General features: G+C 34.5%; 17 protein-coding genes. 12 read left to right on the forward strand and 5 right to left on the reverse strand.

Annotated elements, in window-relative coordinates; translation table 11 throughout:
• The 8 genes from hisG to hisIE are packed head-to-tail and all read left to right on the forward strand — an operon-like array spanning position 1 to position 6,077.
• Positions 1–618, forward strand: a complete 618-nt coding sequence (hisG, locus tag M4L39_RS12570; protein ID WP_277582316.1) for an ATP phosphoribosyltransferase — start codon at positions 1–3, stop codon at positions 616–618.
• A complete protein-coding gene (gene hisD / locus M4L39_RS12575; protein WP_277582344.1) occupies positions 608–1,870 on the forward strand; it encodes a histidinol dehydrogenase in 1,263 nt (420 codons plus the stop codon). Before hisG ends, hisD begins: the two co-directional genes overlap by 11 nt.
• Complete coding sequence (locus M4L39_RS12580) at positions 1,863–2,867, forward strand: pyridoxal phosphate-dependent aminotransferase (RefSeq protein ID WP_277582317.1); 1,005 nt, start codon at positions 1,863–1,865, stop codon at positions 2,865–2,867. Before hisD ends, M4L39_RS12580 begins: the two co-directional genes overlap by 8 nt.
• Positions 2,845–3,423 (forward strand): imidazoleglycerol-phosphate dehydratase HisB, encoded by a 579-nt coding sequence (gene hisB / locus M4L39_RS12585; RefSeq protein ID WP_277582318.1) that lies wholly within the window; start codon positions 2,845–2,847, stop codon positions 3,421–3,423. The genes M4L39_RS12580 and hisB overlap by 23 nt, the downstream gene beginning before the upstream one ends.
• On the forward strand, positions 3,420–3,995 hold the full coding sequence (hisH, locus tag M4L39_RS12590) for an imidazole glycerol phosphate synthase subunit HisH (protein ID WP_277582319.1): 576 nt from the start codon (positions 3,420–3,422) through the stop codon (positions 3,993–3,995). The genes hisB and hisH overlap by 4 nt, the downstream gene beginning before the upstream one ends.
• Positions 3,992–4,696, forward strand: a complete 705-nt coding sequence (gene hisA, locus M4L39_RS12595) for a 1-(5-phosphoribosyl)-5-((5-phosphoribosylamino)methylideneamino)imidazole-4-carboxamide isomerase (protein ID WP_277582320.1) — start codon at positions 3,992–3,994, stop codon at positions 4,694–4,696. The genes hisH and hisA overlap by 4 nt, the downstream gene beginning before the upstream one ends.
• A complete protein-coding gene (hisF, locus tag M4L39_RS12600) occupies positions 4,693–5,451 on the forward strand; it encodes an imidazole glycerol phosphate synthase subunit HisF (RefSeq protein WP_277582321.1) in 759 nt (252 codons plus the stop codon). The genes hisA and hisF overlap by 4 nt, the downstream gene beginning before the upstream one ends.
• Entirely contained in the window at positions 5,448–6,077 is a 630-nt protein-coding gene (hisIE, locus tag M4L39_RS12605) for a bifunctional phosphoribosyl-AMP cyclohydrolase/phosphoribosyl-ATP diphosphatase HisIE (protein WP_277582322.1), read from the forward strand. The genes hisF and hisIE overlap by 4 nt, the downstream gene beginning before the upstream one ends.
• A 151-nt stretch (positions 6,078–6,228) precedes the next feature.
• Here hisIE and M4L39_RS12610 read toward each other — a convergent pair whose 3' ends face one another.
• Positions 6,229–7,125 (reverse strand): ABC transporter substrate-binding protein, encoded by an 897-nt coding sequence (locus M4L39_RS12610; RefSeq protein WP_277582323.1) that lies wholly within the window; start codon positions 7,123–7,125, stop codon positions 6,229–6,231.
• Positions 7,126–7,323: 198 nt separating this feature from the next.
• Here M4L39_RS12610 and M4L39_RS12615 point away from each other — a divergent pair, with 198 nt between their 5' ends.
• The gene (locus tag M4L39_RS12615) at positions 7,324–7,692 is read left to right on the forward strand and encodes a VOC family protein (protein ID WP_277582324.1); all 369 of its coding nucleotides are present in this window, start codon (positions 7,324–7,326) and stop codon (positions 7,690–7,692) included.
• 235 nt (positions 7,693–7,927) lie between these two features.
• Here the strand turns inward: M4L39_RS12615 and M4L39_RS12620 are convergent, their stop codons facing one another.
• The 3 genes from M4L39_RS12620 to M4L39_RS12630 form a co-directional block, all read right to left on the reverse strand.
• The gene (locus M4L39_RS12620; protein WP_277582325.1) at positions 7,928–8,116 is read right to left on the reverse strand and encodes a hypothetical protein; all 189 of its coding nucleotides are present in this window, start codon (positions 8,114–8,116) and stop codon (positions 7,928–7,930) included.
• A 42-nt stretch (positions 8,117–8,158) separates the two neighbouring features.
• The gene (locus M4L39_RS12625) at positions 8,159–8,659 is read right to left on the reverse strand and encodes a GNAT family N-acetyltransferase (protein WP_277582326.1); all 501 of its coding nucleotides are present in this window, start codon (positions 8,657–8,659) and stop codon (positions 8,159–8,161) included.
• 91 nt (positions 8,660–8,750) lie between these two features.
• Positions 8,751–9,455 carry an SDR family oxidoreductase gene (locus M4L39_RS12630; protein ID WP_277582327.1) on the reverse strand — a complete coding sequence of 235 codons (705 nt, stop codon included), beginning with the start codon at positions 9,453–9,455 and terminating at the stop codon, positions 8,751–8,753.
• A gap of 187 nt (positions 9,456–9,642) precedes the next feature.
• Between M4L39_RS12630 and M4L39_RS12635 the strand changes: the two genes are divergently transcribed.
• Positions 9,643–9,912, forward strand: coding sequence for a DUF1413 domain-containing protein (locus M4L39_RS12635; RefSeq protein ID WP_277582328.1), 270 nt, complete (start codon positions 9,643–9,645; stop codon positions 9,910–9,912).
• 239 nt (positions 9,913–10,151) lie between these two features.
• On the opposite strand, the gene M4L39_RS12640 is transcribed toward M4L39_RS12635, so the two are convergent.
• A complete protein-coding gene (locus tag M4L39_RS12640) occupies positions 10,152–10,337 on the reverse strand; it encodes a hypothetical protein (RefSeq protein WP_277582329.1) in 186 nt (61 codons plus the stop codon).
• A gap of 519 nt (positions 10,338–10,856) precedes the next feature.
• Between M4L39_RS12640 and M4L39_RS12645 the strand changes: the two genes are divergently transcribed.
• A complete protein-coding gene (locus M4L39_RS12645; RefSeq protein ID WP_277582330.1) occupies positions 10,857–11,702 on the forward strand; it encodes an HAD hydrolase-like protein in 846 nt (281 codons plus the stop codon).
• A gap of 4 nt (positions 11,703–11,706) precedes the next feature.
• Entirely contained in the window at positions 11,707–13,431 is a 1,725-nt protein-coding gene (locus tag M4L39_RS12650; protein WP_277582331.1) for a glycoside hydrolase family 3 protein, read from the forward strand.
• Positions 13,432–13,601: the final 170 nt, after the last annotated feature.

Raw genomic sequence — 13,601 nt, forward strand, 5'->3', positions numbered from 1 at the left:
ATGCTTACTGTAGCTTTAGCAAAAGGAAGATTACTTAAAAGCTTCATTGCTTATTTGAATGAGGTAAATGAACAAGAACTTGTACGAGCGTTAGAACAGAGAGAACGTCAGTTACTCATCTCTGTAGGAGAAATCCAATTTGTTTTAGTTAAAGGAAGCGATGTCCCTATTTATGTTGAACAGGGCGTTGCAGATGTTGGAATCGTAGGTAGTGACATTTTAGAGGAAGGTAATTACACAATCAATAATTTACTTGATTTACCTTTTGGGGCTTGTCACTTTGCATTAGCAGCTAAACCAAATACAACTACTTTTACGAAGGTAGCTACCTCTTATACTAAAACAGCTAGAAAATATTTTGAAGCCCAAGGATTAGATGTAGAATTAGTTAAACTATCTGGTTCTATCGAATTGGCATGTTTAGTCGATATGGTCGATGGTATTGTAGATATCGTCCAAACAGGCACCACTTTAAAATCGAATGGCCTAGTTGAAAAAGATACAATTAAAAACATTAATGCTAAATTAATTACAAATAAACAATCTTATTTTAAAAAATCAGCCGAGATAGACGATTTTATACAAACATTGGAGGTGTCTCTCATTGATTATAAATAAAGCTACATTTTTAAAAGAATATTTAAATCAATCTGCATTAAATGAAGGATTATATCCTCTAGTTAAGGATATTTGTGACAATGTAAAGCTTCAAGGTGACCAAGCTTTAAAAGCTTATAACCAACAACTTGATCACGTGGAGACATCAGAACTTGAAATTCCTTATGAAGCTTTAGAAATGGCTTATAATCGCATTGACGATACGTTACGTGATGCGCTTCAGCAAAGTCACAGTCGTATCAAAACTTATCAAACTTCTATTAAATCAACAGAACAACAAGGTTCAAATGAATGTTATGAAATGTATCATCCATTAGAACGTGTCGGTGTATATGTACCGGGGGGTAAAGCAAGCTACCCTTCAACTGTGTTAATGACTGTCACATTAGCTAAGGTAGCTGGCGTTAAAAATATTTTTGTTGTCACACCACCGCAAGCCCAAGGATTACCTGATATTGTTTTAGCAGCTTGCTATATTGCAGGTGTCGATAGAGTATTCCAGGTTGGTGGCGCACAAAGTATCGCAGCTCTTGCTTATGGTACAGAAACAATACCAAAAGTAGATAAAATTGTAGGTCCCGGCAATCAGTATGTTGCCTATGCAAAAAAATATCTCTTCGGTCAAGTAGGTATTGATCAAATTGCTGGTCCAAGTGAAATCGCCTTAATTATAGATGAAACAGCTGACTTAGATGCTGTAACTTATGATGTGTTTGCTCAAGCAGAACACGATGAACTTGCGAGAACGTTTGTGATTAGTGAAAATAAAGAGTTATTACAGCAACTCGAACAACGCATCCAACAAACTTTAAGCCAAATTGAACGCCAACCTATCGTTCAAGCAAGCTTAGCAAACAATCATTTTTTAATTACAGTAGATAATTTTAATGAAGCCTGTGATTTAATGAATCAAATAGCGCCAGAACACGCTTCTATTCAAACAGCTTCACCACGTGATTATCTAACTCACGTCCGTTATGTAGGGGCACTATTCTTAGGACATTATTCTCCTGAAGTTATCGGTGATTATGTAGCCGGACCGAGTCATGTCTTACCGACCAATCAAACTGCGAGATTTACCAATGGTTTATCCGTTAATGACTTTTTAACACGTCATTCTGTGATTGATTTATCTGAATCTACGTTTGAAAAAATTGAGGGTTCTGCTCGTAAGCTCGCTCATACTGAACAACTATATAACCATGAGCAATCTATAGAAATCAGATCACCAAAGGAGCCACGTAATGATTAGAATTAACAAAAATGAAAGTCCACTTCGTCCATTATCTGATTCACAATTGGCAACAATTATTCAAGAAGCAACATTTAATTTCTATCCAGATGACGAGTATGAACGTTTTAAAGCAGCTTACGCAAATTATTATAACCTTTCAGCTGAACAAATTATTGCAGGTAATGGTTCTGATGAATTAATTCAAAAATTAATGCTGATTATGCCAGAAGGCCCAGCACTTACATTGAACCCAGATTTTTTCATGTATCAAGCCTATGCTTATCAAGTTGATCGTCCAATTGAATTTGTGAATGCTGAACCAGATTTATCATTCGATTTGGAACGTATTTTGCAACGTATAGATGAAGTTCAGCCAGCGTTCTTTATCATGAGTAATCCGCACAATCCGTCAGGCAAGCAATATAGCCTGACGTTCTTAAAAGCAATTGGAGATAAAATGAAGACATTAGGTGGTTATTTCATAATAGATGAGGCTTATTTAGATTTTGGTGATACTTATCAAATAGAGATGCAACCGCACATTTTACAAATGCGTACACTTTCAAAAGCCTTTGGCATCGCTGGATTAAGATTAGGCATGCTCATTAGTACGCCCGAAACGATTCAAGAAATTAAAAGGATTGAACACCCTTATCCATTAAATACAATTACACTGCATATTGCTTTATATATGTTTGAACATACTGAAATGCTTAACAATTTTATAATTCATCAAAGACAACTTGCTATGAAATTACGCAATATGTTTGATGACTTAGTATCAGATATCATGGTCGTATTTCCTTCCTCGACTAACTTTGTTTTAACAAAAGGGACTGCAGCACAAAGTTTAGGTACATATATTAAAGCGCACGGTTTTCTACCTAGAGTCTATGACGAAAACGAAATGGCTGACTATGTTCGTTATTCTATAGCTACAGATGAACAATTAGATGAATTAGAAACAATCATTAAAAATTGGAGGTCTCAATATGATTTATCAAAAATCACGTAACACTGCCGAAACACAATTGAGTATTTCACTCGCAGACGATAATCGTACAAGTAAAATTGATACTGGTGTGGGTTTTCTAGATCATATGCTCACCCTCTTTACTTTTCACAGCAAATTGTCAATTACAATAGAAGCAAAAGGTGATACTGAAGTCGATGATCATCATGTAACCGAAGACATTGGTATCGTGCTTGGTCAATTATTATTAGAATTAGTTAAAGAACGCAAAAGTTTTCAACGCTACGGCGTAAGCTATATTCCTATGGATGAAACACTTGCTCGTACAGTTGTAGATATCAGTGGTCGTCCTTATTTATCATTTAATGCAAACTTAAGTAAAGAAAAAGTAGGTACATTTGACACAGAGCTAGTAGATGAATTCTTTCGTGCATTAGTGATTAACGCACGATTAACAACACATATTGATTTATTGCGTGGTGGCAATACGCATCACGAAATCGAAGGCATTTTCAAATCATTTGCACGTGCACTAAAAGAAGCATTAGCAAGTAACGATTCAGAAGGCATCCCCTCTTCTAAGGGTGTGATTGAATGATTGCTATCATAGACTACGGTCTAGGAAACATTAAAAATGTACAACGGGCGGTGGAACATTTAGGTTATGAGACCATACTGACAGATAAGCAGCATGAAATAGAAGCTGCAGATATCATCATATTACCTGGAGTTGGTCATTTTAAAGATGCAATGCAAGCGATTCAAACACGTGGCTTAGCGTCAGTGCTACAGTCAATTACCGATAAACCAATTATAGGTATCTGTCTTGGCATGCAACTCTTATACGATTGGAGCGCAGAAGGAAATGTCGAAGGTTTAAAACTTTTCCCGGGAAATATCATTCCAATCCAGACACCCTATCCTGTGCCACATTTAGGCTGGAATAATCTAATTAGCAACCACCCTCAATTGGCACAAGATGTATATTTTGTACATTCATATCAAGCTGAAATGTCTGAACATGTCGTGGCTTTCGCGGAATACGGCGATCCTATCCCAGCAATTGTTCAATATAAACATTATATCGGTATTCAGTTTCATCCAGAAAAAAGTGGTGCCGATGGATTAACAATACTCAACCAAGCATTGAAAGGCGGTTTCTTATTATGATTAAACTCTGGCCAGCAATTGATTTAATCAATGCTACAAGTGTGCGACTAACTGAAGGTAAATATGATTCAGAAGAAAAAATGCCACGTAGCGCTGAAGAAAGCATCAAATTTTATAACCAATTTAAATGTGTTGATCGTATTCACATTGTCGATTTAATCGGCGCAAAACAGCAATCATCTATTGAAAGAAATTATATAAAAAAGTTAAGACAACTCACTGACAAACCAATGGAAGTTGGTGGCGGAATTAGAAGTATCGAGACAATAGAAGCATATTTTGATGACGGTATTGACTATTGTATTGTTGGTACGAAAGCCATTCAAGATTTAGGATGGCTAAAACAAATAGCAAATCAATACCCAAATCGTATATATATTTCTATTGATGCTTATCGTCGTGATGTAAAAATCAATGGTTGGGAACAAGACGCTCAACTAGATCTATTTGATTTAGTTAACAAAATCGAACACTTACCACTAGGTGGCATTATCTATACAGATATTTCGAAAGATGGTCGGCTTGAAGGCCCTAACTTTGAAATAACAGGACAATTAGTCGAAGCATCTGACAAACAAATTGTAGCTTCAGGTGGTATACGACACCAAGAAGACTTAACAGAGTTAGAATCGCTAGGTGTCTATGCTGCAATCGTCGGTAAAGCAGCACACAATGCTGATTTTTGGGAGGGTTTGTCATGATTAAAAAGAGAATAATTCCCTGTTTAGATGTAAAAGATGGCCGCGTAGTTAAAGGGATTCAATTTAAAGGCTTGCGCGATGTTGGTAATCCAGTAGACTATGCACTTTATTACAATGAACAAGGTGCAGATGAGCTTGTCTTTTTAGATATTTCTCGAACAGAAGCTGGTCATGACCTCGTACTTGATGTCATTGGGGAAACTGCCGAAAAATTATTTATACCACTTACGGTTGGCGGCGGTATTACTACTTTAGATGATATCTCACAATTACTTAATCATGGTGCAGACAAAGTTTCGCTGAATTCAAGCGCACTCAAAAATCCAGAATTTATTAAACAAGCGAGTGAAAAATTTGGGAGTCAGTGCATTTGTATCGCTATTGATAGCAATTATGATGACGAACTGAACGACTATTATTGCTATACACATGGCGGTAAACAACGTACTGATAAACGTGTATATGACTGGGTCCAAGAAGTAGAAGCATTAGGAGCAGGTGAACTACTCATCACCAGCATGACACACGATGGTATGAAACAAGGCTTTGATGTGAAACATTTACATGAAATTGAACAGCTTGTTAATATTCCTGTTATCGCTTCAGGTGGTGGCGGGAAACCAGATCATTTTGTTGATTTATTTAAACAAACAGATGTTTCTGCAGGTCTCGCCGCAAGTATATTACACGACAAAGAAACCACTGTAGATGAAATAAAACAGACAATGGCACAAGGAGGTATTCCGATTAGATGACACAACAACCTGATTTTAGTAAAGGACTCTTACCAGCAATTTTGCAAGATGTTGATACGAAACAAGTACTCATGCTTGGCTATATGAATGAAGCAGCTTATAACAAAACATTAGCAGATGGCATGGTTTGTTTCTATTCTCGCTCTAAAGAACGTTTGTGGACCAAAGGTGAATCTTCTGGTAACACCCAAATTGTTAAAAATATTCATTTAGACTGCGATCAAGATACGTTACTCATCGATGTTGTGCCTAATGGTCCAACTTGTCATACTGGGAGCCAAAGTTGCTTTAATACTGATGTTCCTTTCAATATCCAGCAATTAGAACAAACTGTAACTTCAAGTGTACAATCCAACAAAGAGAACTCATATACACAATATTTATTAAATGAAGGTCTTGAAAAGATTACCAAAAAATTTGGCGAAGAATCGTTCGAAGTTGTTATTGGTGCAATGAAGTCTGATCGTAATGAAGTGACAAATGAAACTGCAGATTTGATGTATCACCTGTTCGTGTTATTACATGCTTTAGATATTAAATTTGAAGACGTCGAAGCTGTATTAGCACAACGTCACCAGACTTCAAATAATTTTAAAGGCGAACGTAATAATATAGATAATTGGTAAAAATAATTATTGCTTTACTACGGTGCTCATCCGTTTTATTTTGGGTAGCCGTAGCAAGCTTGTTGTCATCAGTCGATTTCAAATTAAAAACAGAGAGCGGTACAGAAATCAAAATTTGATTTCATATTCCCGCTCTCTTTTATTTTATACTTTATTTATTTTCCAAAAGTTCTTTTTTTAAAAATTCTGCTTGTTTTTCTACTGAAATCAAATCGGCATAAATAGCTTCATCCATTGAATAATAGATTACATTGTCATTTTGCACCGCTTCGTTGTTATGCCATATGTTCGATTTAACAAATTCATTGTTCAATTTTCCACCATCTTTTGTCGGTGAGAGTAAGTAATCACCTGAATATGCATTGAATTTTTCTTTAGGCACTTTCATAAATTTTTCTTTAGGCATCGCTTCTTTAGCTTCGGGGTCTTCTTTTAGTTTAAAGCCTTCGTATATCGCTTCACTGCCTCGTCCAAATCTAGGTCCAAATTGATAAATATCTTTTGCTTGAATATCCATAATTGAAAAAGTTTTATCTTTCCCAATTGCTTTTTTAATCTCTTCGCCATCTTTTTCTAATTTTTCAGATAGTGCATTGGCTTGTTTCTTAGCTTTGCTTTCTTTGTTTACTAACTTACCAATTTCAATATGAGTATCTTTATAGTCCATATTTTGTACTTTTATAGGTACTGTCGGCGCTATTTTAGATAATTTTTTGTTATTTTTATTTTCTTTATATGTAATAATTAAATCTGGTTTCAATTTAGCAGCAGCTTCTACATTTTCTGGATCAATTTTTTTAACTTTACCCATATCTAAATATTTAGAATCAGGATATACATTCGTAATGCCCACAGGTTTAACACCTAATTTTTTTAAGTTCCCGTAATTCGCTGTTAAAACTAGGACTCTCTTAGGATCTTTAGGTATTTTAACTTTACTACCATCATCTGTAGTATAAGATTTCGTACCTTTATCATCTTTTGAATCTGATTTATTAGATTCACTACCATTACCACACGCCGCTAAGAACAACGTAAAGCATAACAAAAAGCATAGAAATTTTTTCAAAGTAATAACCTCTTCCATAATATATTATCTCTATTTTAATCGAAAATGATTATCAATTGCAATTTAATTATACTTTTACAAGAATTAAATATATACTTAATTTAGTAAGTTTAAAAAAATGACCGTTCAGTTAATTATCTTTTGATATTATAAAATTATATTAAGGAGATGACAGAAATGGAAAATTACTTTTTAGGCATTGATCATGTACAAGTTGCCGCTCCAGCCAATCGTGAATCACAAGCTCGCGCATTTTATTCCGAAACACTCGGATTCAAAGAAATTACCAAACCTGCTAACTTAGCTTTAAAAGGTGGCATGTGGTTTCAAGTCGGCCAACAACAATTACATGTTGGCGTTGAAGATGATTTTGCACCTACTAAAAAAGCACACCCAGCCTTTCTTGTTCATGATGCTTCTGACGTAAGAAAATTACTTGAATCTAAAGCAATAGAAATAATTTACGGGGATGAACTTGAGGGTGCGGATCGTTTTTATATTTATGATTCATTCGGCAACCGCATTGAAATCATTGAATGGTTATAATTTATGTTATCTATTAAATTCCTTGAAAATGAGCTTGGGACATAAATTCATATCTCAAACTCAATTATTATTTTGGCAGTAGCTGACTGAATTGAAAATGTGCTTATATTAAGCTTTTAAAGAACTACTACTTCATTTATGAAGTCAAGTAGTTCTTATGCAAGAGCTTCAACTCTTGTATGCCATTTTCCACTCATCCTTTCTGTCCCACTCCCTTGTTAGGTAATTTATGCAATTATAATTTTTCATCTATCAATGATACAGCAATTTCTAATGCCTGGATTCTATTTTTTAATAATGTCGTTCTACTATTGGGATTGCCTTTTTGTTCTAATTGCGTCAGTGCCTTTTGACATTTTGTTAATAGCGAGAATATTTGTGCTCTACTTTGTTGTAATTCTGCTTCTGTATATTGTTCCATCATTTTTCTCACCCCGCCTTATCAATCACAAGGTTTACAATAAGCTTAAAGTTCTAAACACATTAAGTCTTCATCATAGTAAACATGTCCATCATACAATGCTTTCGGCTCAGTCCCATAGCGCTTAAATCCTAATTTTTTATATAAACTAATTGCGCTTTTATTTTCACTAAGCACGCATAAATTGATTGTTTTTACTGTATTTTGTTCAATGACGCTATCAATGATTTGTTGAATCAGTTGTTTAGCTATACCTTGACGTCTATATTGTGGATGGCAATATACTGATACTAAATTACCTTTATGCTTTATTTTTTCTAAAACCTCACTATAAAATGTCGCAATACAAATCAATGTTCCATCATCAAAAACCCCCATCGTAAAATGAGTTGCTATATTTTCTAATCTCACTTTAAATGTCTCAATCGGGAATTCAATCTCTCTATCATAAGTAGAAGCAAAGCCATTAGGGTCTGTCTGGAGTGAGTTGAGTCTGAGTAATCGATACTGTGATACATCAGCTTCACTTAAATATCTAAAGTCCATTTAATCACGCCTTTCAGTCTATCGCTACAAGTATAATCATAAACCCCTAGCTCTGCTTGAACTTAGGGGTCTGCACTTATACTATATTATTCTATACTGGTCGTACAGTTACTTCGTTCACATTGACATGGCTCGGCTGTTGTAATGCATATATAGCTGCTTCTGCTATATCCTCAGGATCTAACTTCTTACGTTCTCCCCAATCCGTTTCTCCACTTAAAGGCGTATCGACCATTCCTGGTGAAATACTAGTCGCCCTAACGCCTGTCTTAGCCAATTCTTTTTCTAAGCCTTGTGTTATTGCGTGGACAGCTGCTTTTGACGCACTATATAATGTACTTTTTTTTGTTACTTCAAATCCAGATATAGAAGCTATGTTTATAATATGGCCACTTGATTGATTTAAAAACGTTGGTAATACTGCATTTATACCGTAAAGTGTTCCTTTAACATTTACATTAATCATTGCATCCCAAGCTTCTACATCACCATCTGTAATTGCTGAAGACAGCATTTGACCAGCACTATTTACTAATATATCTACACGACCAAATTTGTCTTTTGCCGTTTCAACTAAACGCTCAACGTCCTGTTTGTCTGTAATATCGACTGCTAATATTTCAACGTCTGTATTGCCCGCTGTTTGAATACGTTGAGCAGTATCATTTAAACGTGATGCATTACGACCTGACAACACCACTTTCACTCCATGACTTGCAAGTACTTGCGCAATACTTGCACCAATACCACTACTTGCACCTGTAACAATTGCAACTTTATTTTTTAATTCGACCATTTATAACTTCCTCTCTATATGATGTATGTAAATCATTCCTTATATTTCCACATTGTATCATGCAGTTATATAGATAAATAAATAATTGGATTTTGGTTATCTTGTCAGAATACATATTTCGTTATAAAGTAAGTGTATATAATAAATTTAAGTAGAAACATATACAATGCTTAAAGGAGGATGGCTCATGAATTTTGAAGAACGCTTAACTAAGTTACGTGAAACGATTGGTAAAACAAGCTTTGATTTTCGATTTGAATCATTATTTGATAAAGAAGAATGGATTAATATGAACATACCACAGCGCAAACAATTAGAACGTGAATTTCATAAATTTATAGAACAAAATGACCATTTACGCATATCTTACACTACCGAAGATCATATTCGTATGCGCTTGTTTAATTTGGTTTATGATTACAATGAAATTAAACATAATTTTAAAGCCTATATTTAATTCCATCATACTAAGATAACTTTTCTGTTTGCGCTTTATATACAATAACAAAAGCCTACACTACTGGATGAACAGTAAGTGTAGGCTTCTTAAGCTTCTAACGGACGTACGGTAAATCATGAAAGTTGATACTGGGGAGAAAATCATGCTAGAAGTCAGAATACTTTTAATTATTGCACAGTCATAACGAAATGTAATATCCAACTCCAAAATACTCGATACATACAGCGTATAAATTATTAACTAGCTACTTTTTTTGCGAGTCCATAGTTGTATAATTTCTCTGCATCAATGTAAGCTATATAATCAATACTTCTGTATCCATCTTTAATATCATTGATAATGCCTTGGTTTACACCTGTGTGCGTGTAAATGTCATAACTGCTTTCAGTTGAAAAAATAACTTCCTCAATTACTTTTCTCATTATAATCACTCCGTATTTTTTCTTTCGCTAAACTTTATCTATCTTTTACACTTTCATCATAATTGATAGTCTCTCAAATGGGAAGCATTATGTGATTATTTTCACAAATTTATCACTTTTAACATTTTTCTATTTATTAACATCATTTATTAATTGACATCTTAAATTAATTGAAGTGATTACTTTCATTTTCATGTTGTTGAAAGTAGCTATATCGCATTACTTTTGTAAAAACACGTACACAATTAGTTCCTCATTACGCTCTTCCACAAACATCTTTTTTATCAAAAAAATAACCTTTTTATTAAAAAAACACCTAAAAGTTTATTCTTTGTGAAGTTTATCACATTAATTCATGAAATAATGTGGTATTTTTGCTTTGAGCGTGATAATTTTAATAGTGTAATGAAAGCGCTTTATAATAATTCAACCTACGCTTAAACTAACAATGCTTTAACTATTTATTCGTAATGTTTAAATAGTTATAAGTAAAAATCATTTTTGAAAGGAGTATTAAATATGATCGAAACTTTATCACAATATCAACCTAAGTTTAAAAAATTGATTTGTGTTGATTCAGATGGTTGTGCCATCGATTCAATGACAATTAAACACGAACGCGCTTTTGGCCCTGCCCTTGTAGAGGAGTGGCAACTCGATGATATCAAAGAAGACGTGTTACAGCGTTGGAATGCTTTTAATTTGTATGAAATTACACGAGGTATCAATCGTTTTAAAGGCCTTGAAAAAATGTTAAATGAACTTGTAGCAAAAGGATTAGACATTGAAGGTTATAAAGATATACAACATTGGGTTCAAACCACAGCATCTTTTTCCAATCCTACTCTAAAGCAAGCGATTCAAAACTCCCCTGAAAAGTTGGGTTTACAAAAAGCACTTGCATGGTCACATAGAGTAAATGATTACATCAAAAATTTGCCTAGTATTGGCCCATTCAACCACGTGCAACGTACGTTGAAAAACGCCTCGGCGTTTGCAGATATTGCAATCGTATCTTCCGCAAATTTATCCGCAGTTGCTTATGAATGGGAAACATACCACCTCACACCATATTTAAGTGGCATGTTTGCTCAAGAAGCTGGTACTAAAGAATATTGTTTAGAACAATTGAAGCAATATTACAATACCGAAGACATCATCATGTTAGGTGATGCTAAGGGTGACATGGATGCTGCACAATCGCATGACATTTATTTTTATCCTATTTTAGCAGGACATGAAAATCAATCATGGCTAGATTTTAATAATAAATATTTAAAATTATTTAAAGAAGGTCGTTTCAATCAAGATATTCAAACATCTTTAACTACAATATTTTATAATAATTTCGAAGGAGAGAATTAAATTTATGGCAAATGTAAATTTAAAAGCAACACCTTATAATTTAAATGATGAACAAATTTCATGGGTAGAACGTACACTTGGAAATTTGACAGACGAAGAAAAAATTGGACAACTCTTTTTTAATCTATTCTCTTTGGAAGGCGGCAAAAAATTTCACGATGCTGACTTAACAAATCAAGAAGTCCTAGAACGTTTCCACATTGGTGGCGCACGTTATGAGGGTGGTAATAAAGAAGATGTGCAAAATTTACTCAATGATCTACAAAAACATGCAAAAGTTCCAGTCTTAGTAGCCGCAAACTGTGATTCAGGTGGCAACGGGGCTTGTAAAGATGGTACCTACATCGCAAGTGCTGCACAATGTGAAGCAGCACAAGACACAACAGTCGCTTATAATGCTGGCCTCGTATCAGCACGTGAGTCTTCAGCTTTAGGCGTACATATTAATTTCGACCCATGTGTAGATATCTTACAAAATTGGCGAAATACGATTGTAAACACACGCGCGTATGGTACAGAGGCAGAAACTGTTATAAAATATTCTAGTGCTTTTATAGATGGTTTTAATTCTGAACGAGACATGATTACTTGTATCAAGCACTTCCCAGGAGATGGTACTGAGGAGCGTGACCAACATCTCGTACTTGGTGTAAATGAACTATCAACGCAAGAATGGGATGATAGTTTCGGCAAAGTTTATCAACACCATATTGATCGCGGCGTACAAATGATTATGGCAGGTCATATTGCGCAACCCGCTTATTCTAAAAAATTAAATCCAGAGCTTGAAGATAAAGATATCTTACCCGCTACGCTTGCACCCGAATTAATTACAGGCTTATTAAAAGAAGAGTTAAACTTCAATGGGTTAGTTGTTACTGATGCCAGTCATATGCTAGGTATGACCGCTGCAATGCGTCGTGAAGACTATGTGCCCCAATCTATAGCTGCTGGCTGTGATATGTTCTTATTCTTTAATGATTTAGAAGAAGACTATCAATTTATGTTAGATGGTTATAAAAATGGCGTTATCACTGAGGAACGTTTAAATGATGCAGTACGTCGTATATTAGGCTTAAAAGCTCAAATGAACTTGCATAAACAACAAGCAGAAGGTACGCTTATTCGCCCACAAGAAGATTTAGCTATTATTGGTTGTGATGAACATTTAGCAATGCGTACTGAAGCTGCTGACTTAGGTATCACTTTAGTTAAAAACACTTTAGATCAATTACCGATTCGCCCTGAAACCCATAAAAATATTCAATTATATATTATTGAAGGTGAAAAAGATGGTATCTATAAATCTGCAAACAATGTAGAAGAAGATATTATTCAAGAATTAGAATCACGTGGTTTCCATGTGACCTTGAATGATGGGTCTACACGTGTTAAAGGTAAAACGTTAGACTATCGTGAAAAAGTAGACGCAGCGCTCGTCTTTGCTAATATTATTGGTTACGCTGCTGAAAATAATTACCGTATTAAATGGGGTACTGCCATGAGTAATGAAATTCCTTGGTATGTGCATGAAGTCCCAACAGTATTCATTTCTTTAAACTTCACAACTCATTTGCACGATGCGACAATGGTCAAAGCTTATATCAATGCCTACCATTCAAACCCAGAAACAATCAAACAAACAGTAGATAAAATCATGGGGGAAAGTGAATTCAAAGGTACTCATAACGACTTAGTTTGGACAGATAAATGGCAAGCAAAATTATAATATTAAGTAATTTTTATATATTATATTTTTGAAACATTTTTAAGAACATAAATACTTATCAACGACTAAAAGGGATTTTCCACTTATGGAAAATCCCTTTTTTATTTATCGTACTTTATATATACGTAGTTATAAGAATTAATTATAAGGCTAAGTATTGATAAAAAGAT

The sequence above is a fragment of the Staphylococcus equorum genome (assembly GCF_029531845.1).
Classification (GTDB): domain Bacteria; phylum Bacillota; class Bacilli; order Staphylococcales; family Staphylococcaceae; genus Staphylococcus; species Staphylococcus equorum_C.

Bases quoted from the DNA above. Each gene is read 5' to 3' on its own strand.
- M4L39_RS12615 (WP_277582324.1), top strand. From the start codon at position 7,324: ATGGAAAATTACTTTTTAGGCATTGATCATGTACAAGTTGCCGCTCCA.
- hisH (WP_277582319.1), top strand. From the start codon at position 3,420: ATGATTGCTATCATAGACTACGGTCTAGGAAACATTAAAAATGTACAA.
- hisA (WP_277582320.1), top strand. From the start codon at position 3,992: ATGATTAAACTCTGGCCAGCAATTGATTTAATCAATGCTACAAGTGTG.
- M4L39_RS12625 (WP_277582326.1), bottom strand. From the start codon at position 8,659: ATGGACTTTAGATATTTAAGTGAAGCTGATGTATCACAGTATCGATTA.
- M4L39_RS12580 (WP_277582317.1), top strand. From the start codon at position 1,863: ATGATTAGAATTAACAAAAATGAAAGTCCACTTCGTCCATTATCTGAT.
- hisF (WP_277582321.1), top strand. From the start codon at position 4,693: ATGATTAAAAAGAGAATAATTCCCTGTTTAGATGTAAAAGATGGCCGC.
- M4L39_RS12650 (WP_277582331.1), top strand. From the start codon at position 11,707: ATGGCAAATGTAAATTTAAAAGCAACACCTTATAATTTAAATGATGAA.
- hisIE (WP_277582322.1), top strand. From the start codon at position 5,448: ATGACACAACAACCTGATTTTAGTAAAGGACTCTTACCAGCAATTTTG.
- M4L39_RS12620 (WP_277582325.1), bottom strand. From the start codon at position 8,116: ATGATGGAACAATATACAGAAGCAGAATTACAACAAAGTAGAGCACAA.
- hisG (WP_277582316.1), top strand. From the start codon at position 1: ATGCTTACTGTAGCTTTAGCAAAAGGAAGATTACTTAAAAGCTTCATT.
- hisB (WP_277582318.1), top strand. From the start codon at position 2,845: ATGATTTATCAAAAATCACGTAACACTGCCGAAACACAATTGAGTATT.
- M4L39_RS12635 (WP_277582328.1), top strand. From the start codon at position 9,643: ATGAATTTTGAAGAACGCTTAACTAAGTTACGTGAAACGATTGGTAAA.
- M4L39_RS12645 (WP_277582330.1), top strand. From the start codon at position 10,857: ATGATCGAAACTTTATCACAATATCAACCTAAGTTTAAAAAATTGATT.
- M4L39_RS12640 (WP_277582329.1), bottom strand. From the start codon at position 10,337: ATGAGAAAAGTAATTGAGGAAGTTATTTTTTCAACTGAAAGCAGTTAT.
- M4L39_RS12630 (WP_277582327.1), bottom strand. From the start codon at position 9,455: ATGGTCGAATTAAAAAATAAAGTTGCAATTGTTACAGGTGCAAGTAGT.